The sequence below is a fragment of the Serratia ureilytica genome (genome assembly GCF_013375155.1).
In the GTDB taxonomy this organism is placed as follows: domain Bacteria; phylum Pseudomonadota; class Gammaproteobacteria; order Enterobacterales; family Enterobacteriaceae; genus Serratia; species Serratia ureilytica.
Genome location: NZ_JABXOF010000001.1, coordinates 363,340 through 388,719 on the forward strand (window position 1 = coordinate 363,340; position 25,380 = coordinate 388,719).

Annotated in this window: 23 protein-coding genes and 1 other annotated feature; of the genes, 7 read left to right on the plus strand and 16 right to left on the minus strand. The window is 57.9% G+C overall.

The features are described from left to right. Window positions 1–35 precede the first annotated feature (35 nt). From HWW83_RS01800 to HWW83_RS01815, 4 genes are read right to left on the minus strand one after another with little or no spacing between them, the layout of a single operon-like run. Window positions 36–1,088: a glycosyltransferase family 4 protein gene (locus HWW83_RS01800; RefSeq protein WP_176588947.1), complete on the minus strand. Its 1,053-nt coding sequence runs from the start codon at window positions 1,086–1,088 to the stop codon at window positions 36–38. Next, window positions 1,078–3,843: a glycosyltransferase family 4 protein gene (locus HWW83_RS01805; protein ID WP_122004028.1), complete on the minus strand. Its 2,766-nt coding sequence runs from the start codon at window positions 3,841–3,843 to the stop codon at window positions 1,078–1,080. The genes HWW83_RS01800 and HWW83_RS01805 overlap by 11 nt, the downstream gene beginning before the upstream one ends. Further along, the gene (locus HWW83_RS01810; protein ID WP_033642481.1) at window positions 3,836–5,170 is read right to left on the minus strand and encodes an ABC transporter ATP-binding protein; all 1,335 of its coding nucleotides are present in this window, start codon (window positions 5,168–5,170) and stop codon (window positions 3,836–3,838) included. Before HWW83_RS01810 ends, HWW83_RS01805 begins: the two co-directional genes overlap by 8 nt. Next, window positions 5,160–5,987 (minus strand): ABC transporter permease, encoded by an 828-nt coding sequence (locus tag HWW83_RS01815; RefSeq protein WP_033642482.1) that lies wholly within the window; start codon window positions 5,985–5,987, stop codon window positions 5,160–5,162. The genes HWW83_RS01810 and HWW83_RS01815 overlap by 11 nt, the downstream gene beginning before the upstream one ends. Before the next feature lie 1,027 nt (window positions 5,988–7,014). Between HWW83_RS01815 and gnd the strand changes: the two genes are divergently transcribed. Continuing rightward, window positions 7,015–8,421, plus strand: a complete 1,407-nt coding sequence (gene gnd, locus HWW83_RS01820) for an NADP-dependent phosphogluconate dehydrogenase (RefSeq protein ID WP_004938815.1) — start codon at window positions 7,015–7,017, stop codon at window positions 8,419–8,421. A gap of 74 nt (window positions 8,422–8,495) precedes the next feature. Here the strand turns inward: gnd and hisIE are convergent, their stop codons facing one another. The 9 genes from hisIE to hisL form a co-directional block, all read right to left on the minus strand. Next, entirely contained in the window at window positions 8,496–9,116 is a 621-nt protein-coding gene (gene hisIE / locus HWW83_RS01825; RefSeq protein WP_089194486.1) for a bifunctional phosphoribosyl-AMP cyclohydrolase/phosphoribosyl-ATP diphosphatase HisIE, read from the minus strand. Then, window positions 9,110–9,886, minus strand: a complete 777-nt coding sequence (gene hisF, locus HWW83_RS01830) for an imidazole glycerol phosphate synthase subunit HisF (RefSeq protein ID WP_033642483.1) — start codon at window positions 9,884–9,886, stop codon at window positions 9,110–9,112. Before hisF ends, hisIE begins: the two co-directional genes overlap by 7 nt. Next, a complete protein-coding gene (gene hisA, locus HWW83_RS01835) occupies window positions 9,868–10,605 on the minus strand; it encodes a 1-(5-phosphoribosyl)-5-[(5-phosphoribosylamino)methylideneamino]imidazole-4-carboxamide isomerase (protein WP_033650627.1) in 738 nt (245 codons plus the stop codon). Before hisA ends, hisF begins: the two co-directional genes overlap by 19 nt. 5 nt (window positions 10,606–10,610) lie before the next feature. After that, window positions 10,611–11,201 carry an imidazole glycerol phosphate synthase subunit HisH gene (gene hisH / locus HWW83_RS01840; protein ID WP_021504315.1) on the minus strand — a complete coding sequence of 197 codons (591 nt, stop codon included), beginning with the start codon at window positions 11,199–11,201 and terminating at the stop codon, window positions 10,611–10,613. After that, complete coding sequence (gene hisB, locus HWW83_RS01845) at window positions 11,201–12,268, minus strand: bifunctional histidinol-phosphatase/imidazoleglycerol-phosphate dehydratase HisB (protein ID WP_015377254.1); 1,068 nt, start codon at window positions 12,266–12,268, stop codon at window positions 11,201–11,203. The genes hisH and hisB overlap by 1 nt, the downstream gene beginning before the upstream one ends. After that, on the minus strand, window positions 12,265–13,353 hold the full coding sequence (gene hisC, locus HWW83_RS01850) for a histidinol-phosphate transaminase (RefSeq protein ID WP_176588948.1): 1,089 nt from the start codon (window positions 13,351–13,353) through the stop codon (window positions 12,265–12,267). The genes hisB and hisC overlap by 4 nt, the downstream gene beginning before the upstream one ends. Next, window positions 13,350–14,657, minus strand: coding sequence for a histidinol dehydrogenase (hisD, locus tag HWW83_RS01855; protein WP_176588949.1), 1,308 nt, complete (start codon window positions 14,655–14,657; stop codon window positions 13,350–13,352). Before hisD ends, hisC begins: the two co-directional genes overlap by 4 nt. 4 nt (window positions 14,658–14,661) lie before the next feature. Beyond that, the gene (hisG, locus tag HWW83_RS01860) at window positions 14,662–15,561 is read right to left on the minus strand and encodes an ATP phosphoribosyltransferase (RefSeq protein ID WP_015377256.1); all 900 of its coding nucleotides are present in this window, start codon (window positions 15,559–15,561) and stop codon (window positions 14,662–14,664) included. A gap of 71 nt (window positions 15,562–15,632) precedes the next feature. Continuing rightward, window positions 15,633–15,759 (minus strand) — a sequence feature (His leader region). Next, the gene (hisL, locus tag HWW83_RS01865; RefSeq protein ID WP_100396937.1) at window positions 15,735–15,782 is read right to left on the minus strand and encodes a his operon leader peptide; all 48 of its coding nucleotides are present in this window, start codon (window positions 15,780–15,782) and stop codon (window positions 15,735–15,737) included. Its footprint overlaps the feature before it by 25 nt. 229 nt (window positions 15,783–16,011) lie before the next feature. Between hisL and HWW83_RS01870 the strand changes: the two genes are divergently transcribed. After that, window positions 16,012–16,836 carry an SDR family oxidoreductase gene (locus HWW83_RS01870; RefSeq protein ID WP_033642487.1) on the plus strand — a complete coding sequence of 275 codons (825 nt, stop codon included), beginning with the start codon at window positions 16,012–16,014 and terminating at the stop codon, window positions 16,834–16,836. Window positions 16,837–16,842: 6 nt separating this feature from the next. Here the strand turns inward: HWW83_RS01870 and HWW83_RS01875 are convergent, their stop codons facing one another. Further along, window positions 16,843–17,757 (minus strand): LysR family transcriptional regulator, encoded by a 915-nt coding sequence (locus HWW83_RS01875; protein ID WP_176588950.1) that lies wholly within the window; start codon window positions 17,755–17,757, stop codon window positions 16,843–16,845. 250 nt (window positions 17,758–18,007) lie between these two features. Between HWW83_RS01875 and speB the strand changes: the two genes are divergently transcribed. The 4 genes from speB (at window position 18,008) to HWW83_RS01895 (ending at window position 22,655) form a co-directional block, all read left to right on the plus strand. After that, window positions 18,008–18,940: an agmatinase gene (gene speB / locus HWW83_RS01880; protein ID WP_033642489.1), complete on the plus strand. Its 933-nt coding sequence runs from the start codon at window positions 18,008–18,010 to the stop codon at window positions 18,938–18,940. A gap of 76 nt (window positions 18,941–19,016) precedes the next feature. After that, on the plus strand, window positions 19,017–20,402 hold the full coding sequence (locus HWW83_RS01885) for a sodium:solute symporter family protein (RefSeq protein WP_129993303.1): 1,386 nt from the start codon (window positions 19,017–19,019) through the stop codon (window positions 20,400–20,402). Between the two features lie 16 nt (window positions 20,403–20,418). Continuing rightward, window positions 20,419–21,846 carry a purine-cytosine permease family protein gene (locus tag HWW83_RS01890; RefSeq protein ID WP_122016369.1) on the plus strand — a complete coding sequence of 476 codons (1,428 nt, stop codon included), beginning with the start codon at window positions 20,419–20,421 and terminating at the stop codon, window positions 21,844–21,846. Continuing rightward, on the plus strand, window positions 21,843–22,655 hold the full coding sequence (locus HWW83_RS01895) for a nitrilase-related carbon-nitrogen hydrolase (RefSeq protein ID WP_176588951.1): 813 nt from the start codon (window positions 21,843–21,845) through the stop codon (window positions 22,653–22,655). Before HWW83_RS01890 ends, HWW83_RS01895 begins: the two co-directional genes overlap by 4 nt. A 74-nt stretch (window positions 22,656–22,729) precedes the next feature. On the opposite strand, the gene HWW83_RS01900 is transcribed toward HWW83_RS01895, so the two are convergent. Continuing rightward, window positions 22,730–23,713: a magnesium and cobalt transport protein CorA gene (locus tag HWW83_RS01900; RefSeq protein WP_176588952.1), complete on the minus strand. Its 984-nt coding sequence runs from the start codon at window positions 23,711–23,713 to the stop codon at window positions 22,730–22,732. Window positions 23,714–23,724: 11 nt separating this feature from the next. Next, entirely contained in the window at window positions 23,725–24,144 is a 420-nt protein-coding gene (locus HWW83_RS01905) for a GNAT family N-acetyltransferase (RefSeq protein ID WP_149543027.1), read from the minus strand. A 131-nt stretch (window positions 24,145–24,275) separates the two neighbouring features. Here HWW83_RS01905 and HWW83_RS01910 point away from each other — a divergent pair, with 131 nt between their 5' ends. Further along, a complete protein-coding gene (locus HWW83_RS01910; RefSeq protein WP_176588953.1) occupies window positions 24,276–25,376 on the plus strand; it encodes a PQQ-dependent sugar dehydrogenase in 1,101 nt (366 codons plus the stop codon). Window positions 25,377–25,380 lie beyond the last annotated feature (4 nt).

Genomic DNA, 25,380 nt, shown 5'->3' on the forward strand with positions numbered 1-25,380 from the left:
ATAAAAATCGGTATGGGGAGGTGGTAATCGAATAGCTATTCGGTTCTGCGTAGCAATTCGTCCCAATCGTTCATAAAGGCATGGGCGGAAAATTTTTCTTTCAGAGCGGCAAGTGATGCTTTAGATTGCGCATAATTGTCAGATATAGAGGCTATTTTTTCTGACAATTGGCGAGCATCATGCAACGAGTAAGTAAACTCATTTTCACGCGTGGCAACTAAATAGTTATGTGCTTCGATATTGGACAAAACAACGGGGACGTCTGCACAAATCGCTTCTGAAGCCGATAAGCCAAATGATTCTCCGGTTGATGGCGACACAAAAATCCCGTTGGCTTGAGAGATCGCCAACAGCAGCTTGTCCACATTCAAGAATGGCACTGGCGGCAAGCATACGGTGTCGCCCACTAGATTTCTGCTCTCCAGCTCGGCGTTGGTGTTGATTTCAGAAGACTGCGGGCCGCACAGAACTAGCATGTATTTTTCCGCGTGTCGTTCTTTTAAAATAACGAATGCGTCCAGTAATTCAGTCAGGTTCTTTAGCTTGTCCATCCGTCCCAGGAAGAGAATAGGTCTTCTCGACCATGTTGGCAGAGAGGGAATCGCATGCGGTTCTTGAGAGACATGATCCCAAGGAACGAAATTACGCAGCAATAACAATGGACAGGCACTTTTTTGCAATTCAGGCTCTAGCTGCTTCATAAAGAACGCGGATGGGCACAATATTGCCGAACAACTGTCCGGAATTTTATTCAAGTAAGCTCTGTTTTCTTTATAGGCTGTATGGCATTCCGCAAAGTATTTCAATTTGTGCGTATGGCAAAATGTCAGAGCCGCAGGGAAATCAATGCAAAAAATGAGGCTGTAATTTTGCGTTAATAAATAATCGAAGTTGATGATTTTGACATCGACATTTTTACAGTCCGAGAGTGCGGCGGTGATCGCCTTCGCCGCACCGGAATCATGAGTAAAAAGAAGGTCAATCTGATAGGTGCCTATATCGTTTAATAAACGGGCACGGGTGAGCATGACTTTCTCAACACCGCCATGCGTCGCCCAAGGATAGATAAATGCTATTTTACGAAGCATATAACTCCCTAATTCCTTTTCTTTTCAGGGTGTTCAACTCCATTTCTTCGAATCGGGCTGCCCAAGTGGTTTCTTGCAAGAAGGTTTCCAACTCGTCAGAGTGGCGCTCGCTATTGATTGTTTTCTCAAACAGATCGACAACGTCGCTGCCGTCAGAGAAATAGGTCATCGGATAGCGTTTAATATGCTCAATGCCGGTCACTAGAGTTGGTAAGCCAAAATAGAGGTACTCATAAATTTTGATCGGATCTACCGCTTGAGCCAGCTCGCCACTTTTGAATGGAATGAGGCCGATCGACCATTCTTTGACATATTGATGAAGGTCTTTTGGCATTACTTTGCCCACCAGTGTGATGTTAGCAATATTTTTCGCTTTATTGACCACCCACTCAGGCTCACCGTAACCAATGATCTCGAAGTGATATTGTGGGAATTTTTCAGCTAATTTAAATACGATATCCCAGTCGAACCACGAGTCCGTTAGATGGCCGAAATAGCCCACTTTGTTGCCGTTGTCTTTCGCTATATTACGTGTATCGCCCAAGACCTTCTCGGAATAGCCATTACCGACTACTTCAATATCACTGCGAAGATAAGCAAATTTGTCACGCAGTGATGGAGCAACGCCACAGACGTAATCGCTTTGTAGAATGAGGGTTTCTTCAATCTCTTTCTGGTACCAAGGAGCTTGTCCGACCTTATGGAAGCATTCCCATTCATCCATAATGTCATAGATGATGTTGCAGCCTTGCGCTCTAAACTCATAGAGCGGAGTGAGGAAGACTTTCGCCGGCATCGTGATGACAAAGAACGCGGTTTTGTCATGCAGATGACACTGACGGGTGTATTTCACAAAATCATACAGCGGAACCTGATAGACATTGTTCCAGACTTGCGAACAACCTTTCGACAACGTTTCCTGTGGCGTCCATTGCCAGGCGATAAAGATAACCTGATAGCCTTTTTCCGAGAAATATTTTGCCGCGTTGATTGGCCGTTGGTTCACCAGCTCATCGAATTCGAAGCTGCATGGAATGAAGACGACTTTCTCTGATTGGTTTACCGCTGCGACCCAGTCTGGAATGTCTTCAGGTGTAGAGGTATCCGTCATCGCGCTATTGCAAGCGTGCTCGAAGTGTTTTTGAACGTAACGGTGCCGCTGGGTCTGTAGTTTTAACCTGACAGACTCGGGCAGTCTCCAATAAAGAGTTTTGGCCAGTTCATAGCGTTTGTCCGCTCTGGTCAGTGATTGAACGGCAACCTGAACCAAATATCGAAGTTTTTGCCCTGCACTCGGTGCAACCGCGTGAGGCAAAGTTCTGAAATAGTCTTCTTGTTTTGCCGCTACCGATGTCAGGAGTTGTACTAACGATTTAACGTCATTCTGCAAAGAGAGATTCTGTTCTTCCAACGCAGCTAACTTGGCGATGACATCATTCCCTGAACTTGCTGCATTAGCATTAACAGGGGTGTCCAGGGGAGCCTGGCTCGCTTTATCTTCCATTTTGACGGTCTCTTTCACGCTATCATCATGAGCGTTGATCTTGATACTGTTGGCGATCAGTTGGTTTGCTAGCGTTTTAAATATAGCGACAGTAAAGGCATTCGCGATCAAAAAACTTTCGTTTTCCTGTGATGATGGTGCCTTACACAGCTGCTGGTAGAGTTGCAGCGAATCACCGTTGTCGTATCGCTCTTTGTCCGGGAGAACCATATTCTCGAGGATTTGGCTCCAACGGCCATCGCTCTGGTATTCAATAAGCAAGTCTGGGGGCAGGGGACGAGCGGCGGCAAATTGCTCTTGAAGCACATCTTCTTCGGCATTGGCCAGATTTCTGCCTGAGAAATTACAGTAAGCGGCATGTTTAAAGGTTTCATCGTCCAGAATGCCTTTAATGCCGTCGTAGCCAACCAGACACACCGGAAGCTGGCTAATGCCGGCTTCCAGTACTCCGCGGCCCATGCCGGCAAACCCCGCGTATTGCGGCATGACGGAAGGGATGTCACTGACAACGCCTTTGAAACCAACCCATTCGTTGAAGTTATTATCGCTAACGTAGGTTTTTATAGTGTCTTCATCACTACCGGTACCGTAAATATCAATACCATGAATCATTTGGCAGCGGCTGGCGAAGTCAATGAACTTCATAATCCCTGCGGATTTATCCTCATCCAGCCTGCTGGCGATAAGCCATCTTTTCTCAACAGTCTCATCCGTGATAGCGGGATGCGTTTGGGCGGTGTCTATCAGGTTAGGAACGATCATCACCGAGGGGTGGTCTATGATCTCCGCCAATTGATCCGCCGTTTCCTGCGAAACGCAAAATATGGTATGTAGCGTTTTGAGAAAATAAATGGCCAACGCCTGATTATAAATATTCCGAGTAAAATGCTGCAGCGACAGAGGGCCGTGCAATGTTAATAGCGACGGTATTTTTTCGCAGTCTGCGGCGATAACGGCAGGGAAAATGCAGTCAAAAGGATGCACATGAATGACATCGATGCCTTTTTCTTTGATAACCTGTCGTATCAGGTCTACGCCTTGAACGAGTTGTTCGATAGAGCCGTTGCTTAAATGAATATTTTCATGGCACGAGCTCAACCCGTCAGGGAGTAATGACGGGTCTGCGACAACGGCGTACATAAGATGAACCTGGTAACCGTGGGCGACCAGATCCTTTACCTGAGTGTTGATATAGGTTTCCAACCCACCGATTGAGTAATACTGAGTTATGATAAGTATTGATTTATTCATGCTCTCCTGACCACTTTTCGAGTGATAAAGAAACAGGCAATGCGGCAATACCTGACATTGTCGTGCGAGGCTCTATAACCTTAAGGACGATCACGTCGGTTTTCTTATCAAGATAGGACATATCGGCGTGGCTGATGGCGTTGGCGATAGCGAGTGAAATAAAATAGCTGCCTTCGCACAGTGCCAGGTCAAGTTCAAACGTTGCCCTAAGAACATCTCCGCCTTTGGCGTTATGCATATTCTTCTTATGGTATAAGGTGCTGGTGCCAAATACCGTAATACCTTCAACGGTCTTAATGACCAAGCCGGCTTGCAGCTCTTCTATCGGCCCAAATACGCTGATATCGAAGCTGATGATGGCTTTTTCACCTACGCGGAATAGATCGCAAGGCTGATCGTGGGCATCTTTGATGATCCAACTTTCAATGAGGGCACCGCTGGTCAGTTCGCTTTCAGCTTGTATCTCGGCTTGTTCCGCGATGGAGGCCTCATGGGCGGCGACGCCGTCCTGGCTTTCTTTCTGGGGCGCGTTGATGGACTGATTGGTGTTTTTAGCAATGTTGTTCAGATAGCGCAGGTAAGTTTTTTCATCTGAGTACAGCAGGGCATGGTATTGGTCGATGATTTCTTTGGCACTGCCAATGGCTTCTACCCGGCCTTTTCGCAACAAAATGGCTCGCTGGCAAAACTTCTCCACGGTCGACGTGGAATGCGTCACCAGGATGATTGAACACCCTTGCGCGCGCAGCGATTCGATATAATCGAAGCATTTGCGTTGGAATTTCTCATCACCGACCGACAGCGCTTCGTCTACGATGAGCACTTCGGGCTTAATGCAAGCCTGAACGGCGAAGGCCAAACGCACATACATCCCGCTGGAGTAGGTTTTGACCGGCTGATCGATATGTTCGCCTATGTCGGCAAAGGCTTCGATCTCAGGGAATTTCTGTTCCATTTCACTGTGCGTCATACCAAGAATGATGCCGCTCAGATAAACGTTTTCACGGCCGGTAAACTCAGGATTGAAGCCAGCGCCGAGTTCCAGCAGCGCAGCCAGTTTGCCATTGACCTCAACGCTGCCCGAGGTGGCTGTCAAGGTGCCGGCAATAATTTGCAGCAGGGTACTTTTGCCTTCGCCATTACGGCCCAAAATGCCAAGCGTTTCACCGCGCTTAACGTCAAAAGAAACGCCGTTTAGCGCCCAGAACTCTTTGAAGAATGTACGGCGGCCTAAAGAAAGCATTTGGTACAAACGATGCTTAGGATTTGCATACATTTCAAAGCGTTTCGAAATATTTTTGACTGAAATTGCGAATTCAGATGACATCAGCAAACCCTTTACGCGTGAACATAAACCAACCATAACCTAACAGCATGATGACGAAAGAGATGAGGGTGTAAATGCCCCAGCTCCCCCAGGCGATATTTTTGCCCAGCATCATGCAATCCCTCGCTTGCTCAATGACATAAGTCAATGGACTGAGTTGCATGAAGATGTGATATGCGTCAGGCAACATGGAGATCGGATAGAAGATCGGCGAAAGATACATCAGAATCATGGTAAGCACGCCAATAACCTGAGCGATATCTTTCAAGTAAACGCCAAGCGAAGAAAGGAACCAGGATACGCCCAGAACCATCATAAGGAACGGTGCGATGATGACGGGTAGCCATAGAATGTGCCACGTAGGGATCCCTACGATAGCGACATAGAACAGCAACCAAACGACGAAGTTAATCACCATTTGGAATAAAGCTGTGCAGAGTGAAACAATGGGGAGTGTTTCAACCGGGAAGACAACCTTTTTGACGTAGTTGACGTTACTGACGATCAAATAGGGAGCGCGGTTAATGCATTCAGAAAAAAGCCCGAAGAAAATCAAACCGATGAATAATGCTAACGCAAATTCTCCTTTGGAATCGACCCCAGCACTCCAGCGAATTTTGAATACAACGCTGAAAACGAAGGTATAAATCACCATCATCAATACTGGGTTAATAAACGACCAAAGAAGCCCGATAAATGACCCTTTGTATTTACTGCCGATTTCCCGTTTAGAAAGTGAAATAACAAGATTCTTATTGGTGGCAAGTGTATGAAGACACCGATAAAAAGTCTTAACAAGAATAGAGAAAATATTCATTTAACACCTAGGCTATTGATTAACTTTTTTGACGTCATGGTTTAACTTTCTTCGCAATATAATCATGTAGAACGGATGCGTTATTGATATGACGGAGGGTGTGAAAATAGCTATAGGGCTAAACACACGTTTCCGTAAGCACTCCATGGAAAATACGCCAACATTTTCTCTCGGAGATTTTCACATCGTAAACAGAATCTGTTTCATTCCCGCGCAACCTGCATGGTATTACCGCGGGCTATTGTCCAGCGTGTTTCTATCTTACTGTAATGCCGGGGAACACATTAGTGATATATAAGGTTTTCTTCTGTTTTTCGATGCGTTCACTTCGGCAAAAAAACACCGCATTTCTCGATGAAACAGAAGTGAACACTGAATTCCCTGCATACAGATTGCCTGATTTTTAGGCTGGACATTGCTCTGCATAAGCGTTTTCAGCCTAAAAAAGCACGCTACCGCCCTTGGTAAGCGAGAACCAATAGAGGGTGGGGTTGTCAGTTTTCATTTATATGCTGAAACTATTTTCAGCAAAAATAGGCTAGAAAACCTTTATTATCCTACCACCAAATCACTTGTAATGCCTCTGGATTTTCAGGGTTTCAGTCTGTTCCTAGTAACCAGTGGTGACATATTCAAATGAGATATGTGCAATTGCTAGGAATTGTAGGATTACAGGCCAAAATGCAAGCGTGGCGCGTCATTGGATGGTTTCTTCCGAGGGTATGGAGCAGGTTCGGCGATGCGGTATCCTCATCTTGGTCCACATATTCTGGTTGATTTTTAACCGTTGACATGATGCGGCAGACCGCACATCCGAACCTTTTCTTTTCTGCAATGTTACCGGTAATGTAGCAATGAGCTCAGGGCGTATACAGAACTGCCAACTGTGCGTGATTTTGTAAAGATTGTTATGGCTGCGATAGGTACATGCTTAGGAATAATCATGTACAATAAAGCAATGCATCCCTACTATGTTGTATAACTATATGATTACAATGTGGTAATTATCTCAGACAGGAGTTCCTAAATGTCCAAGCAACAAATCGGCGTTGTCGGCATGGCGGTAATGGGCCGCAACCTCGCGCTGAACATCGAGAGCCGTGGTTACACCGTTTCCATTTTCAACCGTTCTGGCGACAAGACTGACGAAGTGATCGCTGAGAACCCGGGCAAAAACCTGGCGCCGTATTACACCGTTGAAGAGTTTGTCGAATCGCTGGAAAAACCGCGCCGCATCCTGCTGATGGTGAAAGCGGGCGAAGCGACGGATAAAACCATTGCCTCGCTGACTCCGCACCTGGACAAGGGCGATATCCTGATCGATGGCGGCAACACCTACTATCAGGACACCATCCGTCGTAACCGCGAACTGTCCGACCAGGGCTTCAACTTCATCGGCACCGGCGTTTCCGGCGGTGAAGAGGGGGCGCTGAAAGGGCCTTCCATCATGCCTGGCGGCCAGAAAGAAGCTTACGAGCTGGTGGCGCCGATCCTGGAGAAAATCGCTGCGGTTGCGGAAGGCGAGCCTTGCGTGACTTATATCGGCGCTGACGGTGCTGGCCACTATGTGAAGATGGTGCACAATGGTATCGAATACGGCGACATGCAGCTGATTGCCGAAGCCTATTCTCTGCTGAAGCAGGCGCTGAACCTGAGCAACGAGCAGCTGGCCGAAACCTTCGCCGAGTGGAACAAGGGTGAGCTGAACAGCTACCTGATCGACATCACCAAAGACATCTTCACCAAGAAAGACGAAGAGGGTAAATACCTGGTCGATGTGATCCTGGACGAAGCCGCCAACAAAGGCACCGGCAAGTGGACCAGTCAGAGCTCGCTGGATCTGGGCGAACCGCTGTCGCTGATCACCGAATCGGTGTTCGCGCGCTACCTGTCCTCGCTGAAAGATCAGCGCGTTGCTGCCTCTAAAGTGCTGACCGGCCCGAAAGTGGCACCGTTCACCGGCGACAAAGCTGAGTTCATCGAGAAAGTGCGTCGCGCACTGTATTTGGGCAAGATCGTATCCTACGCGCAGGGCTTCTCTCAGCTGAAAGCCGCGTCCAAAGAAAACAACTGGGATCTGCACTACGGCGAAATCGCCAAGATCTTCCGCGCCGGCTGTATCATCCGTGCCCAGTTCCTGCAGAAGATCACTGACGCTTACGCGGCAGATGCCGATATCGCCAACCTGCTGCTGGCGCCATACTTCAAGCAAATTGCCGACGAGTACCAGCAGGCGCTGCGCGACGTGGTGGCCTATGCCGTGCAGAACGGTATCCCTACGCCAACCTTCTCCGCCGCGATCGCTTACTACGACAGCTACCGTTCAGCGGTGCTGCCGGCTAACCTGATCCAGGCGCAGCGCGACTACTTCGGCGCGCATACCTACAAACGCATCGACAAGGAAGGCGTGTTCCATACCGAGTGGATGGAATAAGCCCGCTCGTTGAGCGATAAAAAAAGCCGCCGAGGTTAACGCCCGGCGGCTTTTTTATTGCGCGTGATTTAATGTCACGCTTTTTTCTGATGCCGCTCGCGCAGCCGGCCGATCACCGCGCTCAGATCCAAATCCTGATCCTGCAGCAGCACCAGCAGGTGATAGATCAGATCCGAGGCCTCGTTGGTCAGCTCTTCGCGATCGTTGACCGTGGCGGCCAGCGCGGTTTCCACGCCTTCTTCCCCGACCTTCTGCGCGATGCGTTTGGTGCCGCTGGCGTACAGGCTGGCGGTGTATGAGCTGTCCGGGCTGGCATGCTTGCGCTCCGCCAACAGCTGTTCCAGCTGATAGAGGAACGTCCAGTCGCTGGCGGCCGGATGGAAGCAGCTGCTGTTGCCCAGGTGGCAGGTCGGGCCGATCGGGTTGGCCAATACCAGCAGCGTGTCGTTATCGCAGTCCGGCGTGATGCTGACCACCTTGAGGAAGTGGCCGGAACTTTCGCCTTTGGTCCACAGGCGCTGCTTGGTGCGCGAAAAGAAGGTGACATTGCCGCTCTGCTCGGTGGTCGCCAGCGCTTCTGGCGTCATGTAACCCAGCATCAGCACTTCGCCGGAAATGGCGTGTTGCACGATGGCCGGCATCAGGCCGTCGGTTTTCTCCCAGTCCAGCTGGTTTCTCTGTTGTTCTGTCAGCACACGCGAATCTCCACGCCTTGTTCGACCAGGAACCTTTTCAGTTCGCCGATATTGATGATTTGTTTGTGGAACACCGATGCCGCCAGAGCGCCGTCGACGTCCGCATCGCGGAACGCTTCCAGGAAGTGCTCCATCGTGCCCGCGCCGCCGGAGGCGATCAGCGGCACCTTGCAGACCTCGCGCACTCGGCGCAGCTGCTGCAGATCGTAACCGTTGCGCACGCCGTCCTGGTTCATCATGTTCAGCACGATCTCACCGGCGCCGCGGCGCTGCACTTCCTGCACCCAGTCGAGGGTTTCCCACTGGGTGACGCGGGTGCGGCTCTCGTCGCCGGTATATTGATTGACGTGATACTTGCCGGTTTCACTGTCGAACCAGGTATCGATGCCCACCACGATGCACTGCACGCCAAAGCGATCCGCCAGGCGGCTAATCAGATCGGGATCGGCCAGCGCCGGTGAGTTGATGGAGATTTTGTCGGCGCCGAAAGACAGGATCTGGCTGGCGTCCTCGGCGCTTTTAATGCCGCCGGCGACGCAGAACGGAATATCAATCACCTCTGCCACGCGCGACACCCAGCTTTTGTCCACCACCCGGCCGTCGCTCGAGGCGGTGATATCGTAAAACACCAGCTCGTCCGCGCCTTCTTGCGCATAGCGCTGCGCCAGCGGCACGATGTCGCCGATGATTTCGTGGTTGCGGAACTGCACGCCTTTCACCACTTGCCCGTCTTTAACATCCAGACACGGGATTATCCGTTTTGCCAGCATGCAATCGCCTCCTCAACGCTAAATTTACCTTCCAGCAGGGCGCGCCCGACGATCACGCCGGCTACGCCGCTGCCGCGCAACTGGGCGATGTCGTCCAGATTGCCGATGCCGCCCGAGGCCTGGAAGGCCACTTGCGGATAGCGGCGGCTGATCTCCTGATACAGCGCCACGTTGGAACCGGCCAGCGTGCCGTCGCGCGAAATGTCGGTGCACAGCACGTGTTTCAGCCCGTAGGGCAGGAACTGCTCTACCACCTGTTCCAGCGTGGCGTCGGAATCTTCCTGCCAGCCGCTGATGGCCACGCGCTTCACGCCCTGCGCGTCGATACGCACATCCAGCGCCAGCACCAGCGCGTCGGCGCCGTAGCGTTCGAACCAGCTTTGCACTAACTGCGGTTGTTTCACCGCGGTGGAGCCGATCACCACGCGCGTGGCGCCGGCCTCCAGCAGGGCGCTGACGTCTTGCTCGTTGCGGATGCCGCCGCCGACCTGCACCGGCACGTTAACCCCCGCCAACAGCTTGCGCAGCAGCGGGATCTGGCGCGCGGCCGGATCTTTGGCGCCGGTCAGATCGACCAGGTGCAGCACCTGGGCGCCCTGTTGTTGATAGTCCTGCAGGCGCAGCAGCGGATCGTTGCCGTAGTCGCGCTGTTGGCCGTAATCGCCCTGATGCAAACGCACCACATTGCCGTCGATCAAATCCAAAGCCGGAATAATCATGCTGCCTACATCTCCAGAAAGTTTTTCAACAGTTGCGCGCCGGCCGCTCCAGATCGTTCTGGATGAAACTGCACGCCGAAGAAGTTGTCTTTTTGCACGGCGGCGGTGAAGGGCTCGCCGTAGTTCGCCTGAGCGATGGTGCTGGGGCATATCGGCATCGCATAGCTGTGAACGAAATAGAAGTAGGCGCCGTCATCGATGCCGCGGAACAGATGGTGGCCCGCCTGCGCGGATACCTGGTTCCAACCCATGTGCGGCAGCGGCAGGCCGAAGTCGGTCATCTGCTTTACCGGCGTATCGATGAGGCCGAGCGTCGTTATGCCGCCGTTCTCTTCGCTGCTGGCCGCCAGCAGCTGCATGCCGAGGCAGATGCCCAGCACCGGCTGAGTGCAGGCCCTGATCAGTTCGATCAGATCGCGTTCGCGCAGCTGATCCATCGCCGCCTGCGCGGTGCCGACGCCCGGCAGGAACAGCTTGTCGGCGCGCAGCACGATCTCCGGATCGCGGCTCACTTCCGGCTGATAGCCCAGGCGCCGCACCGCATAGGTGACGGAGGCCAGGTTGGCGCAGCCGGTATCCAAAATCACCACGTTCATCACAGCACTCCTTTCGAGCTCGGCAGGGTATTGCCCTCGACGCGGATCGCCTGGCGCAGCGTGCGGCCAAACACTTTGAACAGGCTTTCGACCCGGTGGTGGTCGTTTTTGCCTTTGGTCTTCAGGTGCAGCGTGCAACCCATGGTGTAGGAGAGCGAGCGGAAGAAGTGCTCGACCATTTCGGTGCTGAGATCGCCGACGCGCTGATAGTTGAACTCGGCCTTGTACTCCAGGTGCGGGCGGCCGGAGATATCCAGCGCGCAGCGCGCCAGACACTCGTCCATCGGCAGCACGAAGCCGAAGCGGGCAATGCCGCGCTTGTCGCCCAGCGCCTTGTTCAACGCTTCGCCCAGCGCCAGGCCGGTGTCCTCTACGGTGTGGTGATCGTCGATATACAGGTCGCCTTTGACGTCGATCTCCATGCGGAAGCCGCCGTGGGTGGCGATCTGATCCAGCATGTGGTCGAAGAAGCCGACGCCGGTTTTGATTTTGCTGCCGCCTTCGCGATCCAGCCAGACGTTGACATCGATCTGCGTCTCTTTGGTCACGCGGTTAACCCGCGCATGGCGGTCGCGCAGGGTCAGCTGACGCACGATCTCTTTCCAGCCCAGCACGCCGCGCTGGTAGCGCAGCCCCTGAATGCCCATGTTTTCTGCCAGCTGCACGTCGGTCGGCCGATCGCCGATCACGTAGCTGTGGGCGGTATCGAGCACGCCGGGTTCGAGGTAACCCTTCACCAGCGCGGTCTTCGGCTTGCGGCAGTCGCAGTTGTCCGCCGGCAGGTGCGGGCAGATCAACACGTCGGCGAACTGAATGCCCTGCGAGCTGAGGATCTGCATCATCAGGTTGTGCGGCGGATCGAAGGTTTCCTGCGGGAAACTGGCGGTGCCGAGCCCATCCTGATTGGTGATCATCACCAGCTGATACCCCGCCTGTTGCAGCGCCAGCAGGGAAGGGATCACGTCCGGCTCGAGCGCCAGCTTGTCCAGGCGGTCAACCTGGAAATCTTCCGGTGGCTCGGCGATCAGCGTGCCGTCACGATCGATAAAGAGGATTTTTTGGCTCACATTGGCTCCTGGCGAGTCTGGTTGGCGCCGGGCAGGGCGGACAAGGCGTCCACCACGCGTTGACATTCGTCGCGGGTGCCTATGGTGATGCGCAGGCAGCCGGACAACCCGGGCTGTTTGTTTTGGTCTCGTAAGATAATGCCCTGATCCCACAAGCTTTTAAACACATTACTTGAGGCGGTGAAGCGGGCCAGCAGGTAATTGCTGTCGCTGGCGAAAACCTGCTCGACGCAGGCGCATTTTTCCAGCTGTTGCTGCAGCCAGCTGCGGGTGGCGGCGATGTCGGTGACGCGCTGGCGCATGGTGCGGATGCCTTCTTCGCTCAGCGCCTGCGCGGCGATATCCGCCACCGGTGTCGAGAGCGGGTAAGGCGCGATCACCTTCAGCAGCAGGGCAATCAGATCTTCGTTGGCGAGCGTAAAGCCGCAGCGCAGGCCGGCCAGCGCAAAGGCCTTCGACAGCGTGCGCAGGATAGCCAGGTGCGGATAGTCGCTCAGCCAGCCGACCACCGAGGCCTGCGGGCAAAACTCGATGTAGGCTTCGTCCACCGCGACGATCGCCTTGCCTTTGGCCAGCTCCAGCAGGCTGCGCAGAGAGTCAGGGTTGATCAGATTGCCGGTCGGGTTGTTCGGGCTGCAGACGTAGATCAACTTCACGTTGTCCAGGCTGTCTGCGATGGCCGGCAGATCCAGCTGCCAGTCTTCTTTGGCGGCTACGGTGCGGCGCTCCACGCCGAAGGTTTCGGCGCTGACGGCGTACATGCCGTAGGTCGGCGGGCAGAACAGAATGGCGTCTTTACCCGGCTCGCAGAAGGCGCGGATCAGCAGCTCGATGCCTTCATCGGCGCCGCGGCTGACCAGCACCTGCTCTTTCTTCACCCCGGCGTAGGCGGCGTAGCGTTCGATCACCTGCGCCGGCTGGCACTCCGGATAGCGGTTGAAGGTTTGCGCGGTCAGTTGGAATTCAGGCGCGATCGGGTATTCGTTGGCATTGAGCCACACGTCGCCCTTACCGCCGAGGCGGCGCGCCGATTGATAAGGGGTCAGCTCGCGAACGTTGGCGCGCGCCAGTTTTTCGATGCTCATGCTTGCTCCTTCAGGGCGGCGACGCGCAGGGTCACGGCGTTCTTGTGGGCGATCAGTTGCTCGGCGGCAGCCAGCGTCTCGATGGTGGCGGCCAGGTTGCTGAAGCCCTGCGGCGTCAGCTCCTGCACCGTCATGCGTTTTTGAAAATCGGCCAGCCCCAGGCTGGAGCAGGTGGCGGTGTAGCCGTAGGTCGGCAGCACGTGGTTGGTGCCGGAAGCATAATCGCCGGCGGACTCCGGCGACCAGTCGCCGAGGAACACCGAACCGGCGCTGGTGATGCCGTCCACCAGCTCACGCGCATTGCGGGTCTGAATGATCAGGTGCTCCGGGCCGTAGCGGTTGCTGATGGCCACGCACTCAGGAAGATCGCGCGCCACGATAAGGCGGCTGCTCGCCAGCGCCTGACGGGCGGTGTCGGCGCGCGGCAGCTCGGCCAGCTGGCTTTCCACCGCTTCGGCCACCGCCTGCGCCATCGCCGCGTCCGGCGTCAGCAGGATCACCTGCGAATCCGGGCCGTGCTCGGCCTGCGACAGCAGATCGGAAGCGACAAATGCCGGGGTGGCGCCGGCGTCGGCGATCACCAGCACTTCTGAAGGACCGGCCGGCATGTCGATGGCCGCGCCGTCAAGGCGCTGGCTGACCTGCCGCTTGGCTTCGGTCACGAAGGCGTTGCCCGGCCCGAAGATCTTCGCCACGCGCGGCACGCTTTCGGTGCCGAACGCCAGGGCGGCGATCGCCTGCGCGCCCCCGACCTGAAACACTTCCTGCACGCCGCACAGCTGCGCCGCATACAGGATCTCATCGGCGATCGGCGGCGGCGAGCACAGCACTACCCGGCGGCAGCCGGCGATGCGCGCCGGCGTCGCCAGCATCAGCACGGTGGAGAACAGCGGCGCCGATCCGCCGGGAATATACAGGCCCACCGAGTCGATTGGGCGGGTCACCTGCTGGCAGCGCACGCCCGGTTGCGTTTCGACGTCCACCGGCGGCAGTCGCTGCGCGTTGTGGAAAGTTTCCACGTTGGCGACGGCCACTGCCATCGCCTGTTTGATGTCGTCGCCCAACCGCGCGGCGGCGGCGGCGATCTGCTCGGCGCTGACGCGCAGCGCCGAGACTTCCGCCTTGTCGAAACGGGCGCTGTAGTCGCGCAACGCCCGATCGCCGTTGGCCTTCACGTTGTCGAGGATCTCATTCACCGTGCGGGTGATGCTGTCGGAAGCGGCGATCGCCGGACGCATCAGCAGCTCGGCCTGGCGTTCGGCGCTGCACGTCGCCCAATCGATCGGCGTGTTGAAGGTCGACATGGCGTTACTCCATCATCTTTTCAATCGGCAGCACCAGAATCGAGCTGGCGCCGAGCGCTTTCAGTTTTTCCATGGTTTCCCAGAACAGGGTTTCGCTGCTGACCATGTGCATCGCCACGCGGTTCTGCGCACCGGCCAGCGGCAGAATGGTCGGGCGTTCGGCGCCCGGCAGCAGCGCGACGATCTCGTCCAGCTTCTCGCTCGGCGCGTGCAGCATGATGTATTTGGATTCGCGCGCCTGGATCACGCCCTGAATGCGGGTCATCAGGCGGTCAATCAGCTGCTGTTTGGCTTCAGGCATTTCGCCGTCGCGCTGGATCAGGCAAGCTTTGGAGCGGTAGATCACCTCCACTTCGCGCAGGCCGTTGGCCTCCAGCGTGGCGCCGGTAGAGACCAGATCGCAGATGGCGTCGGCCAGGCCGGCGCGCGGCGCCACTTCCACCGAGCCGTTCAGCAGGCAAGATTTGAAGCGCACGCCCTGTTTGTCGAGGTATTGCTTCAGCAGGTGCGGGTAAGAGGTGGCGATGCGGGCGTCCTGCAGGCTTTGCGGGCCGGCGTATTCGGCGTCGAGCGGGGTGGCCAGCGACAGGCGGCAACCGCCGAAGTCGAGGCGGCGCAGGGTGAAGTAACGCGGGTCTTCGCCCTGGGCGCGGCGGCTGAGCAGCTCTTCTTCCAGCACGTTCTCGCCGATGATGCCGAGATCGACCACGCCGTCCATCACCAGACCCGGAATGTCGTCGTCGCGCACGCGCAGGATATCGATCGGCATGTTTTCGGCGAAGGCGATCAGACGCTGCTGCTGCAGGTTAATCTTGATGCCGCAGCGCGCCAGCAGTTCCTGGGATTCATCGCTCAGGCGGCCCGACTTCTGCATTGCGATCCGTAAACGTGTCTTGTCCAGCATGGTAACCTCTGTTTAATCTGTAATTTTATGAATTTATTGTAAAAACTATTCTTTTCTGTCTGTCCGGAGCCAAAAAAAAACCCTCGGAAGAAATCTTCCGAGGGCTCTCTCTTGCGTTCTGCGCGCCACTGGAAGATTAACAAACCGTCTTCCAGCACACATCGCCTGAAAGACTAGTCAGGGTGATGGTGATGATGGTGGTTGAACTGAACGCGTGTCATGGTGTTTTCTCTCAGCAAAAGTCGGTAAAAAACCGTATGGCAATTAAGCTAAACTATCCGCTGTCCGCCGTGCAACTCTTTTTTATCGTCATAAATTTAATTTATTGAAACAGGTTGAGTTATTAGCCACACACGGCTTTACCTAACCTTAAGCCGGTCAGATTGTATCGCCGCGCGCAGTGGCGTAGCCTTAAGGGCAGGGCGCTGCGATCTTCAGGAGAGGAAGAGGATGAAAAAGGTAGCCATTATTGGTCTGGGTTGGTTGGGCATGCCGCTGGCGTTGTCGCTGATGGGCCGCGGGTACGACGTGGTCGGCAGCAAAACCACGCCGGACGGCGTCGAGGCCGCGCGGATGAGCGGCATCGAATGTTATCAGTTGGAGCTGACGCCGGAATTGATCTGCGATCCGGACGATCTGGCGTCGTTGCTGCGCGTGGATGCGCTGGTGGTCACGCTGCCCGCGCGCCGCACCGTCGAAGGCAGCGAGAATTATTTCAATGCGGTGCGCATGCTGGTGGACAGCGCAATGGCTTTCGGCGTGCCGCGGGTGATCTTCACCAGTTCCACCTCGGTGTATGGCGAAACCGCCGGCACGCTGCGCGAAGAGTCGCCGCTGCGGCCGGTCTCGCCGTCCGGCCGGGTATTGGCCGAGCTGGAGCGCTGGCTGCACGAGCTGCCGAATACCTCGGTGGACATTCTGCGCCTGGCGGGGCTGGTGGGCGCCGATCGCCACCCCGGCCGCTTCCTGGCGGGAAAGCTCGATGTGAAGGGGGGCTCGCAGGGGGTGAATCTGGTGCACCAGGACGACGTCATCGCCGCCATCCAACTGCTGCTCAAGCTGCCGAAGGGCGGCCACGTGTACAACCTGTGCGCGCCGCGTCATCCGGCCAAGCGCGATTTCTATCCGGCCCTGGCCGAGCAGCTGCACCTGGAGCCGCCGCAGTTTGCCGACGAAGCGGAACAGGATGAGCGGCTGGTGGACGGCAACCGCATCTGCAACGAGCTGGGTTTTGAATACCAGTATCCCGATCCGGCGCGCATGCCGGTCAGTTAACGTCCGTCAGGCCCCGCGCATGCGGGGCTTTTTTTCGCCGGCGCGCGCCAAATCCGCCAACAGCGCGTTCAACGCCTCGTCGGGTTGGACGGGGCGGCTGACCAGGCTGAGCGTGGCGCGGTAAGAGAGCGCCGTGCCGCCCAACTGCCGCAGCAGCCCTTGCTCCACCCAGCGCGCCGCATAGTGGGTGGGCAGATAACCGAGACAGGTGCCGCTCAGCACCAGATGGGCGACGCTCTCCATGTGGTGGGCCACCGCGGCCAGATGCGGCGGGGCGATCGGGCACAGCTGCTGCGCCAGCAGGTAGCCGCGTTTGACCCAGCGCGCGTTTTCAATCTGCTCGCGCTCGGGTTCTTCCACCGCGAACAGCGGGTGATCCTCACTGCAATAGATCGCCTGCGTCTCCTCCAGCCACGGTTGATAACGCAACGCCTCCAACTGCTGGCCAAAGTAGCCGATGCCCAGATCGAGCTGCCGGTGCAGCAGCCCTTGTTCAATCTCGTTCGGTGAACAGATGCGGCACTGCAATTGCACGTCCTGGTGGCGCCGCTGAAAGTGCTTGATGGCCTGACTGAACGGGTTGCCCGGCAGTGAAACCAGGTTATCCACCAAACCAATTTGCAGATCGCCGGTCAGCAGGCCGTTCAGCGACTGGCTGACCCGGGTGAAGTCGCGGGCGGCGTTGAACAAGGAGCGGCAGGCGATCAGCATGCGTTCCCCTTTTGGCGTCAGCCGGAAGCCGGAGCGCCCGCGCTGGCACAGGCGAAAACCCAGTCGCGTTTCCAGCGAGGCCAGATGGGTGCTGATGGTGGATTGGTTCATCAGCAGCGTTTCCTGTGCGGCGCTGACGCCCTGGGCTTCCGCCACCGCGACGAACACCCGCAACAGCTTCAGATCGATATCGCTTAGGTTAGTGAGCATCGCCCCCTCCGCAGAACGTCGGCCGCTTAACCCATTTTTAACATCGAAGAAATAGGCGCGGCGCTGAAGATATGGCCTTTCTTATGGCATGAGATTGAAATAAAAATCAACGCTTCAATGGGTTAGTTACATCGTGTTTTTCGATGTTTACATGCAAAAGCGGGAATGGTAGCCGGTGCGGTCAACGGGGTAGTCTGCGAATGTTGCTTAAATGTTTCAATTTATCGCAAGCCCAAGACAAGGAAACGCCATGCTGAACCAACCCCAAAGCGGCAACGACATGCCGCGCTTTGCCGGTCTCCCCACCATGATGCGCCTGCCCGCCGCCGATCAGGCGCGTGGTCTGGACGCCGCCTTTGTCGGCATTCCTCTGGATATCGGCACCTCCAATCGCAGCGGCACCCGCTATGGCCCGCGCCAGATCCGCCAGGAGTCGGTGATGATCCGCCCCTACAACATGGGCACCGGCTCCGCCCCATTCGAACGGCTGCAGGTGGCCGATCTGGGGGACGTCGCCATTAACCCCTACAGCCTGGCGGACAGCGTACGGCGCATCGAGGCGGCTTACCGCGAGATCCTGGCGCACGGCTGCACGCCGTTGACGCTTGGTGGCGACCACACCCTGACGCTGCCGGTGCTGCGCGCCATCGCCCGCCGACATGGCCCGGTCGGGCTGATCCACGTCGATGCGCATTCCGACACCAACGAGGAGATGTTTGGCGAACAGCTGGCGCACGGCACCACCTTCCGCCGCGCGTTTGAGGAGGGGCTGCTGGCGCCGGAAAAAGTGGTGCAGATTGGTCTGCGCGGCAGCGGCTATGCGGCGGATGACTTCGATTGGTCACGGCGCCAGGGCTTTCGCGTGGTGCCGGCCGAAGCTTGCTGGCATCGGTCGCTGACGCCGCTGATGGCGGAGATCCGCGAGCAGATGGGCGATGCGCCGGTTTATCTCAGTTTCGATATCGACGGGCTGGATCCGGCCTTCGCGCCGGGCACCGGCACGCCGGAGGTCGGCGGACTGTCGGTTTGGCAAGGGCTGGAGATCGTGCGCGGCTGCCGTGGGCTGAACCTGATTGGCGGCGACGTGGTGGAGGTGTCGCCGCCTTACGATCGTTCCGGCAATACGGCGCTGCTGGCGGCCAATCTGCTGTTTGAAATGCTGTGCGTGCTGCCGGCCCGCTGAGGCCGTCGTACTGACCCTGCCGGCGGAGCGGTTGCGTCGGGCCCCCGATAACAATAACAACGGAGTGGAGGTACCCATGAATCTCGATCTGCTGGTTGTGGTGATTTACTTTCTGGTGATAGGCGCGGTTGGGTGGATGGGCATTCGCCGCGCCAACTCCAAAGAGGCGTATCTGGTGGCCGGGCGCAACCTGGGGCCGGGGCTGTATCTGGGCACGCTGTCGGCGGTGGTGCTCGGCGGCGCGTCGACCATCGGCAGCGTCAAGCTCGGCTACACCTACGGCATCTCCGGCGTCTGGCTGTGCGGCGCGCTCGGGCTGGGCATTGTGGTGCTGAGTCTGGTGCTGGCCAAACCGCTGCTCAAACTGAAGCTGTATACCGTCAGCCAGGTGCTGTCGCGGCGGTATCACCCGGCGGCGCGGGTCACCAGCGGCGCGATCATGCTGGCGTATGACCTGATGGTGGCGGTGACCTCGATCATCGCCATCGGCAGCGTGATGCAGGTGATGTTCGGCCTGTCGTTCAGCGCGTCTATCCTGCTCGGCGGCGGGCTGGTGGTGCTGTATTCGACGCTGGGGGGCATGTGGTCGCTGACGCTGACCGACATCATTCAGTTCATCATCATGACCGTCGGCATGATGCTGGTGCTGATGCCGATGAGCATCGTCAAGGCCGGCGGCTGGGAGGCGTTCACCAGCCTGCTGCCCGCCGATTACTACCAGCTGTCGTCGATCGGGCTGGATACCATTCTGGTGTTCTTCCTGATCTACTTCTTCGGCATTCTGATCGGTCAGGACATCTGGCAGCGGGTGTTCACCGCCCGTAGCGCCAATGTGGCGCGCTTCGCCGGGCTGGGGGCGGGCGTCTATTGCGTGCTGTACGGCGTGACCGGCGCGCTGATCGGCATGGCCGGCAAGATCGTACTGCCGTCGCTCAGTAATACCGACGGCGCCTTCGCCGCCATCGCGCAGGCGGTGTTGCCGGTCGGCGTCAGCGGGCTGGTGGCCGCGGCGGCCCTGGCGGCGCTGATGTCCACCGCCAGCGCCTGCCTGCTGGCCTCTTCGACCATCGCGCTGGAGGACGTGTTGCCGGCCATCCGCCGTAAACCTTCTGGCGGGCTGGCCGCCGGGCGCTTCACCACGCTTTTCATGGGCGCGGTCATGCTGGGGCTGGCGTTTGTGGTGCGCGACGTGCTGGCGGCGCTAACGCTGGCTTACAACCTGTTGGTGGGCGGCATGCTGATCCCGTTGGTGGGGGCTATCTTCTGGCCGCGCGCCACCAGCGCCGGCGCCATCGCCAGCATGCTGACCGGCAGCCTGTGCGTGGTGGGGCTGATGATCTGGCACGGCATCGACGCCAACAGCCCGATCTACGGCGGTCTGCTGGGCGGCGGCGTCGCCTTCGTGTTGGGCAGCTTGCTGAGCCGCCCGGCGCCGCAGCTGCAGACCCAAACCGAGCGTTGAAACGACGAGGTGGGACATGAACAATCGCAATGTGGCGCCACGCCCAAAAATTGAAGTGCGCTCGATAGACTATGTGCCCCGTCACGAGCGGCATGGCAAGGTTTGGCATCAGGCGCCGTTTTGGTTCACCGGTAATTTCGTTTTGACGACGATGGTGGTCGGTTTCACCGGCCCGGCGTTGGGGTTGGGCGCGCTTTATTCGATGCTGGCCATTGTCGTCGGCGTGGGGTTCGGCACGTTCTTCATGGCGTGTCATGCCAATCAGGGGCCGCGCATGGGGCTGCCACAGATGATCCAGTCGCGGGCCCAATTCGGCCTGCGTGGCGCCATCGTTCCCTTTGCCGCCGTGGTGTTTGTTTACATCGGCTTCAACGTGTTCAACGTTATTCTCGCGACCGATGCGATCAACACGGTATTGCCGGGCCACCGTCCGCCTTGGTATGCGTTGCTGATCGCGGTGGCCGTGCTGTTGGCGATCGTCGGCCACGATATGCTGCATGCGGTGCAGCGCTGGCTGACCTATGTGATGATGGCGGTGTTCGGCGTGCTGACGGTCGGTGCCGTGCTGTCGCTGCGGATGGACGCTGTCGTCGGCGCCGGACATTTTTCGTGGGCGGCTTTTTTGATTCAGCTGTCGGCGGCCGCCGGCTACCAGATCAGCTACGCGGTGTATGTCTCCGACTACTCGCGCTATTTGCCGCATGAAACGCCGTCGGCCAACGTGATCTTTTGGACTTATCTGGGGGCGGCCGGATCGGCGCTTTGGCTGATGTCGCTGGGCGCGTTTCTGGCCTCAGCATTACCGGCTCCCGATGCGATCGGCAGCGTACAGGCGGTGGGGAATGGCATCTATCAGGGGTTCGGCACGCTGGCTGTGCTTATCGCCGTGCCTTCGCTGGTCGGCATCATGGCGGTCAACTGTTATGGCGCGATGCTGACCAGCCTCAGCGCGATTGACGCGTTCCGTAAAGTGACGCCAACGTTGAAATTACGCATGGCCGGCATCGGCGTCGTCGCTCTGACGGTGTTCGCGGTGGCGTTGGCTATCCCGGCGAGCTATCTCGCCAGCTTCAATACCTTCGTGCTGCTGATGCTGTATTTCCTGGTGCCCTGGACGGCGGTGAATCTGATGGACTTTTACGTGGTGCGCGGCGGGCATTACGCGATAGGTGAAATCTTCAACCCGGCGGGGATCTACGGCCGTTGGGGCGGCTCCGGTCTGACGGCCTACGCGATCGGCCTGCTGGCGATGGTGCCGTTCATGACGTTGGGCTTTTACACCGGCCCCTTTGCTGTTTTACTGGGCGGCGCGGATATCGCTTTTCTGATCGGCTTGCTGGTGGCCGGGAGCGTTTATGTCGTCATGTGCCGAAAGCTCGATCTCGAAGCCGAACGGCGGGTGGCGTTGCGCTGCGAGGGATTATTGGAAGGAGAACGGGAGTGAAGGAAAAAATCAGCGTCGCATGCTGCCAGTTGGCGCTGCGGGTAGGGGAAGCGGAACATAATCGGGCGCTGTCCGCCCAGGCGATCCGCCGGGCAGCGCAGCGCGGCGCCAACGTTATCGTGTTGCCGGAGTTGGTGAACAGCGGCTATGTGCTGCGCGACAAGGCGGAGGCGCGGGCGTTGGCCGAGGCCGAAGATGGGCCCAGCCTCAGCCTGTGGTGTGCCCTGGCGAGTGAGCTGGATGTGGCGATCGTCGCCGGTTTTTGCGAGCGTCTGCCTGATGGCGAGGTGGCCAACAGCGCGGCGTTGATCGATGCGCAGGGGGTGAGGGCGATTTATCGCAAAGCACACCTGTGGCATGAAGAGAGTTCGATCTTTACCGCCGGCGATCGGCCGCCGCCGGTCGTCGAGACGCGTTTTGGCCGGTTGGCGGTGATGATCTGTTACGACCTCGAGTTTCCGGAGTGGGTGCGCTTGCCTGCGTTGGCCGGTGCTCAGCTGCTGTGCGCGCCGGTCAACTGGCCGCTGGCGCCGCGCCCGCAGGGCGAACGGCCGGCGGAGATGGTGAAGGCCCAGGCCAACGCCGCCGTCAATCGGCTGTTCATCGCGGTGTGCGATCGTTGCGAAACGGAGCGCGGCGTTGCGTGGATCGGCGGTTCGGTGATCGTCGACGCCGATGGCTATCCGTTGACGCAGAGCCTGACAGGCGAAGGCATGGTGCTGGCATCGATAGATATCGGCGCGGCTGATGACAAGCACATCGGCCGCCACAATCACGTGCATCGCGATCGGCGGCCGATGCTGTATTGAAGCAACGGGGGCGGCTGGTGATCCCAGCCGCCCCGCGATCGTTTTCGTCGGCGGGAAAAGCGCCGTTCTGGCGCTTACAGCCAGCCCGATTTCTTCAGTTTCTGATACAGGAAAATGCAGCCGACGGTGGTCACTCCCAGCGTGGCGTGATAGGCCCACGGGAACTTCAGTTCCGGCATGTCGGCGAAGTTCATCCCGTACAGGCTGAAGACCACCGTCGGGATGGCCAAGATTGCCCCCCAACCCGCCAGCCGTTTCACCACTTCGTTTTGTTTGACCGTCACCAGCGCCAGGTTGACGTGCATGGCGTTGGTTAGCATTTCGCGCATGTCGTCGATATTGCTGACCACCTGATGGGCGTGATCTTGCACGTCGCGCACGTAGGCGCGCAGCTCTTTCGGGATCACCTCTTCGTGCAGGCGGATCAGCTGGTTGCAAATTTCATCCATCGGCAGCGCGGCGTTGCGCAGCGCCAGCAGATGGCGGCGCAGGGTATAGACGTTCTCGATCGCCGCCTGATCGAACTCTGACTGAAACATGTTGGCTTCAATGTTCTCGATGGTGCTCTCGAAGCGCGCCACCACGCTGCGGTAGTTATCCACCACGAAGTCCAACACCGAATAGAGGGCGAAGCCCGGCCCGCGGCACATCTGCTTGTGGTTCTCTTCCGCCTTGGCGCGGATCGGCGCGTAACTGGGCGAAGCGCCGTGGCGCACCGTCACCAGAAAGTTTTTGCCGACGAAGAAGTGGGTTTCGCCGTATTCGATTTCGTCGTGCTCGCCCCACTGCGCGGTTTTCACCACGATGAACAGCGAGTCGCCGTAGGTCTCCAGCTTCGGCCGCTGGTGCGCGCACAGCGCGTCTTCGATCGCCAAATCGTGCAGCCCGAACTCCTCCTGCACCTTGCGCATAAACGCCGGCTCCGGCTGCCTTAATCCCAGCCAGATGAAGGTGTCGGGCTGTTTGACCACCTCGCTGATATCGTCGATGGTCACTTCGCCCAGCCGTTGGCCGGCTTTGTACGCCACACAGTTCACCACCATGCTTTTGCTGTCCATCCGTCCATCCATTAATCAGTCAGCGTTTTGGTAAGTAAATAACACTCATGTTCTACCGGATACTCTTTCAGCGTCATTTGCAGCTGATAGCCGAGCTTTTCGTAGAACGGCCGCGCCTGAAAGCTGAAGGTGTCGAGGCGGGCGTAGCGGCAGCCGCGCGCCTGCGCCTCGTGCTCGGCGGCGCGCATCAGCCGACCGCCGAGGCCGCTGCCGCGCTGGGTATCCGCCACCCATAGCCACTCGACGCTCAGCCAGTTGCCCCAGGTTTCGGCGGTCAGGCCGCCGATCACCGCGCCGGCTTCGTCGCGCGCATAGACGCTGAGCGGCTTGCGGTGACGGGCGTCGATATGCGGCAGGTTGTAAGCGCGCAGGCCTTGCCTGATCGCATCGAGGGTTTGTTCGTCGATCGCGTCGGTAACGGTAATGTCCATTTTTCCTCCTGGGTAATGGATTAACTTAAGCACATGGCGGCTAAAAGGCAACCCGTTGAAATGTAATGCAAACGACCGCGGCCGCTGAGTGGGCTACACTAAACGGGTCATTTCATCTTCAGGAGGACGCCATGCCCCGATTGACTCTGCTGGCCGGTTTGCTGCTGTGCAGCGGCCTGGCGCACGCCGCGCCGACGGTCAGCCAATTGCAGGACGGCCTGGAACACCCTTGGTCGCTGGCCTTCTTGCCGGCGGAACAAGGCCTGCTTATCACCGAACGGCCCGGCCGGCTGCGGCTGTGGCAGCAGGATAAAGGGCTGTCGCCGCCGATCGCCGGTGTGCCGCAGGTCTACGCCGAAGGGCAGGGCGGCCTGCTGGAGGTGCTGCCGGCGCCCGATTTCGCCGCCAGCCGCCGGGTGTATCTCAGCTTCGCCGAACCGGGCGAGGGCTGCAAAGCCGGCACGGCGGTCGGCTATGGCCGCCTGAGCGACGATGGCGCGCGGCTGGAAAACTTTAAGGTGATCTTCCGTCAGCAGCCCAAGCTGTCGGTCGGCAATCACTTCGGCGGCAAATTGGCGTTTGATCGGCAAGGCTACCTGTTTATCACGCTGGGCGAAAACAATCAGCGGCCGACGGCGCAAGAGACCGACAAACTGCAGGGCAAACTGGTGCGGCTGACCGCCGAGGGCGCCGTGCCGCCGGACAACCCCTGGGTCGGCCAGGCAGGTAAACGCCCGGAGGTTTGGTCTTACGGCCATCGCAATCCGCAAGGGCTGGCGTTGAACCCGTGGAGTGGCGCAATCTGGGAGCATGAGCACGGCCCGCGCGGCGGCGATGAGCTCAACATCCCGCTGCCGGGTAAAAACTACGGCTGGCCGCTGGCCACCTACGGCATCAACTATTCCGGCCAGCCGATCCCCGAGGCGAAAGGGGAGCGGGTGCCCGGCACCGAACAACCGCTCCACTATTGGCGGGTTTCGCCCGGCCTCAGCGGCATGGCGTTCTATGATGGGCAGCGCTTCCCCGCCTGGCGGCACTCGCTGTTCATCGGCGCACTGGCGCAAAAGGCACTGATTCGCCTGACGCTGAAGGGGGACAAGGTGGTGGCGGAAGAGCGGCTTCTGGGCGATCGCGGCGAACGCATCCGCGAGGTGCGCAGCGGGCCGGATGGTTACCTGTATCTGCTGACGGACGAACGGGACGGCAAGCTGCTGAAGGTCGGGGCGTCGTAACGCC

Coding starts and splice junctions, on each gene's coding strand:
- speB (WP_033642489.1), top strand. CDS start 18,008: ATGCTGAACCAACCCCAAAGCGGCAACGACATGCCGCGCTTTGCCGGT.
- HWW83_RS01870 (WP_033642487.1), top strand. CDS start 16,012: ATGAAAAAGGTAGCCATTATTGGTCTGGGTTGGTTGGGCATGCCGCTG.
- HWW83_RS01810 (WP_033642481.1), bottom strand. CDS start 5,170: ATGTCATCTGAATTCGCAATTTCAGTCAAAAATATTTCGAAACGCTTT.
- HWW83_RS01890 (WP_122016369.1), top strand. CDS start 20,419: ATGAACAATCGCAATGTGGCGCCACGCCCAAAAATTGAAGTGCGCTCG.
- HWW83_RS01875 (WP_176588950.1), bottom strand. CDS start 17,757: ATGCTCACTAACCTAAGCGATATCGATCTGAAGCTGTTGCGGGTGTTC.
- hisH (WP_021504315.1), bottom strand. CDS start 11,201: ATGAACGTGGTGATTTTGGATACCGGCTGCGCCAACCTGGCCTCCGTC.
- HWW83_RS01815 (WP_033642482.1), bottom strand. CDS start 5,987: ATGAATATTTTCTCTATTCTTGTTAAGACTTTTTATCGGTGTCTTCAT.
- HWW83_RS01900 (WP_176588952.1), bottom strand. CDS start 23,713: ATGGACAGCAAAAGCATGGTGGTGAACTGTGTGGCGTACAAAGCCGGC.
- hisG (WP_015377256.1), bottom strand. CDS start 15,561: ATGCTGGACAAGACACGTTTACGGATCGCAATGCAGAAGTCGGGCCGC.
- HWW83_RS01910 (WP_176588953.1), top strand. CDS start 24,276: ATGCCCCGATTGACTCTGCTGGCCGGTTTGCTGCTGTGCAGCGGCCTG.
- hisC (WP_176588948.1), bottom strand. CDS start 13,353: ATGAGCATCGAAAAACTGGCGCGCGCCAACGTTCGCGAGCTGACCCCT.
- hisD (WP_176588949.1), bottom strand. CDS start 14,657: ATGTCGACCTTCAACACGCCGATCGATTGGGCGACGTGCAGCGCCGAA.
- HWW83_RS01885 (WP_129993303.1), top strand. CDS start 19,017: ATGAATCTCGATCTGCTGGTTGTGGTGATTTACTTTCTGGTGATAGGC.
- HWW83_RS01800 (WP_176588947.1), bottom strand. CDS start 1,088: ATGCTTCGTAAAATAGCATTTATCTATCCTTGGGCGACGCATGGCGGT.
- HWW83_RS01905 (WP_149543027.1), bottom strand. CDS start 24,144: ATGGACATTACCGTTACCGACGCGATCGACGAACAAACCCTCGATGCG.
- gnd (WP_004938815.1), top strand. CDS start 7,015: ATGTCCAAGCAACAAATCGGCGTTGTCGGCATGGCGGTAATGGGCCGC.
- hisA (WP_033650627.1), bottom strand. CDS start 10,605: ATGATTATTCCGGCTTTGGATTTGATCGACGGCAATGTGGTGCGTTTG.
- hisF (WP_033642483.1), bottom strand. CDS start 9,886: ATGCTGGCAAAACGGATAATCCCGTGTCTGGATGTTAAAGACGGGCAA.
- HWW83_RS01805 (WP_122004028.1), bottom strand. CDS start 3,843: ATGAATAAATCAATACTTATCATAACTCAGTATTACTCAATCGGTGGG.